Annotated in this window: 2 protein-coding genes; one reads left to right on the top strand and one right to left on the bottom strand. The window is 33.4% G+C overall.

Features of this window, described 5'->3' with window-relative positions; genetic code table 11:
* Positions 1-1,458, bottom strand: a 1,458-nt coding sequence (locus tag WB217_RS03715; protein WP_423990757.1) for a S8 family serine peptidase, incomplete at its 3' end; no start/stop codon positions are given.
* A gap of 455 nt (positions 1,459-1,913) precedes the next feature.
* Here WB217_RS03715 and WB217_RS03720 point away from each other — a divergent pair.
* The coding region (locus WB217_RS03720) for a helix-turn-helix domain-containing protein (protein ID WP_423990759.1) at positions 1,914-2,728 on the top strand (815 nt) is incomplete at its 3' end.

Here is a 2,728-nt window from a genome sequence, read left to right on the forward strand (position 1 = left end):
TATCAACACAGCTGCGGCACCTTTATCATGAGCACGGCGGATTTTTTCATCAAAAGAAATAGTGCCACGAGAAATTAATGCCACTTTCCCATTTACATCTTTGTCAGTATAATCCTCTTCTGTACCAATTCCTACTTCAACAACATCATACTCTTTATCAATTAATTGTAGATAATCCTTACCAAGGCCATGCCCCATTAAAGTATTTTGAACTGAAATATCTGCTAAACTTGCTTTAACGGTTGGAATATCAGTAGGTACATCACTTGCACCAACAGTGATTGCTAGTGGAGAAGCACCTGGTGAACCTAACGTACCAGGATTTGGCCCTGCATTTCCTCCGGCTATAACTGGTATGACCCCTTTTAATGCTGCATTGTTGATTGCTACAGATGTAGCGTCTAAGGAATGATTATTACCATTACCTAATGATAAATTAATAACATCCATTCCATCTTCAACCGCTCTTTCTATACCTGCAATAACCGATGAATCATATCCTGATCCATATTCTCCTAATACTCGATATGCATACAAGTCAACATTCGGAGCTACACCTGTCATTGCATAATCAACATCATTTTTAGGGTTAGATGCGATAGTACCAGCAACATGAGTTCCGTGTTCTGTATAGTATGAACTACCATTTATCGTTTCAGGTTGACCAGATGCAAGCCATTGCTCTCTAGTTGTTTCCATTGGATCAGAATCATTTTCGACAAAATCATACCCGCCTTTATAAACATCTTTTAAATCAGGGTGATTATAGTCAATCCCTGTATCAAGTACACCAACTTTTATTCCTTGTCCTTTTAAGCCCTCATTATGTAAACGATCAACTCCTATATGAGGAAGCGCTGGCGGAATTACTTTTCCAGTTGTTGGTTCTTGTGTAATAGTCGATTCATTTTTCGGTAAACTAACGACATTGTCTTTCCAAATCCTTTTGACTACACCAGTCTCAAGCAAGGTATTAATTTCACTTGTAGGAATCGTCATAGCCATTCCATTAAATACATTCTGGTAAGTTTGTTTAATTTGATATTGAAGTGAATTTTCTTTTAAAGTTTGGTTTGACTCCTTCTTTTTCTTAAAAAGTTCCTCTAAACGTTGCTTGAAATATTCTTGTTCCCCTTTTACCTTTTCTGCTTTATTTTTTGAGGTACCTTTTGAATTTGATTGCTGAGCATTTTCGACCGGAGTTGTTTTGAACTCAACAATGACATTTGCGGTATTATCTTTAAGTGACAACAAACTTGGATCAATTATGAATCCTTCTTGTGGGGTTAATCGTTTTATAGACTGTCGTTGTTCTTCGGATAGTCCTTTTAAGATCGATTCAGCAGAATTTGAAATCGCATAAGATTTTTGTTGAGGCATTAAATAAGATGTAAGAAGGCCAGATGCTATTACACCTGATACCATAACATTTAGAAATTGTTTCTTTCGAATTTTCATAAATTAACGCTCCTTTAACTAATTTGATTTATGCTGTAAATTTTAAATTTAATACTTTTTAAAAATAGTAATCTAGCAAGTTTCCCCCCTAATAAAATGGTTACATATTCCTATGAGCATCGCTTTCCTACCTAAAGAAAGATAGTGTAAAATAAGAGTATGAATAATTAGATAACTCTATTAATTCATATTGTACTTGAGCTTTTATTTGCGGTAAATTGGGGGAATTGTTCTACAAGTTGTCCTAATTCAACTGCACCAAGTGTCAAAAACCTTGTAGAATATTGTCAAACTAGAAGAATGTGAACGGTTATTTGTAAAATTTCAACCCTTAGATTTCAAGAAAATGACAATTGTTAAACTATATCGAAAAAATCATTTTTGTACTTGGGGGAATCTTGGTTTTCCTACTACTCAATCACATCCAAATATTATTCTAAAAGGAGAAATTCAATATGAATGAGGGGAAAATCATTAAGTTTTATCGGGAAAAATACCAAATGACTCAGGAGCAATTAGGAAAAGGGATTTGTTCTGGAACACATATTAGTAAAATTGAGCGTTTACATACTGAATATGCACCTGAAATTATCACTCTTTTATCCGAGCGACTAGGTATAAATATCGAAAAAGAATTAATAAAACTTAATAATATAAAAAAGCGTTTAAATCATTGGCATGATGTTATTGTCATGCAATTATTGGAAGAAATGGATCTTATTAATCATGAACTTGAGCAAGAAGATTTAATTCAGATCTCTGATTATATCAATCTTTACAAATTACTTCGGGTTCGGTATTTACTCATGCATAATTTGACCGAGGAAGCATTAGAAATCATCAATGAAATCCAAAAGAAAGAACATAAATTATCAACCTACGAAGCTAATCTATTCAAACACGTTTTAGGAGTTTACTATTTAGCGAAACATGAAAATCCCAAAGCAATTCAAGCATTAAAGTCAATAAATGATGCAGATTACAATAACAAGGAATATACCTTTCATTTAGCAGTCGCGTATCATTTAAATGAATCACCAGTTATGGCTTATTTTTTTGCAGATAAATCGCGTCAATTTTTTAAAGAAATTAATAACTATCTGAGAGTGATTGATACAGAAATGCTTATGGCGATTCAAGTAAAAGATGATGGAGATTTTAAAGAAACGATTCATAGGTTTGAAAGCTTAATCAAAAGCTGTGAACTTTGTAATTCACATGATCGAAAGGCAAAGGTATTACATAACCTGGCTTTTGAATACTTTAGAAG

It is taken from the genome of Mesobacillus sp. (assembly GCF_049588175.1).
Taxonomy (GTDB): Bacteria; Bacillota; Bacilli; order Bacillales; family Cytobacillaceae; genus Mesobacillus.